This is a genomic window from Serratia nevei, from assembly GCF_024160145.1.
GTDB lineage: Bacteria > Pseudomonadota > Gammaproteobacteria > Enterobacterales > Enterobacteriaceae > Serratia > Serratia nevei_A.
Genome location: NZ_JAMYWQ010000217.1, coordinates 1 through 240, shown reverse-complemented (window position 1 = coordinate 240; position 240 = coordinate 1). Strand labels below are relative to the sequence as shown.

At 52.9% G+C, this 240-nt stretch carries 1 rRNA gene; it reads right to left on the bottom strand.

Annotation, left to right across the window (positions count from 1 at the left end):
- Window positions 1-204 (bottom strand): 16S ribosomal RNA (locus tag M6G53_RS25445); the annotation flags it as partial.
- Window positions 205-240: the final 36 nt, after the last annotated feature.

The following is a 240-nucleotide window of genomic DNA, read 5'->3' as shown; positions in this document are numbered from 1 at the left end:
CCCCCTCTTTGGTCTTGCGACGTTATGCGGTATTAGCTACCGTTTCCAGTAGTTATCCCCCTCCATCAGGCAGTTTCCCAGACATTACTCACCCGTCCGCCGCTCGTCACCCAGGGAGCAAGCTCCCTTGTGCTACCGCTCGACTTGCATGTGTTAAGCCTGCCGCCAGCGTTCAATCTGAGCCATGATCAAACTCTTCAATTAAAAGCTTGATTTGCTTCCACTCGAGAAGCGATGCTC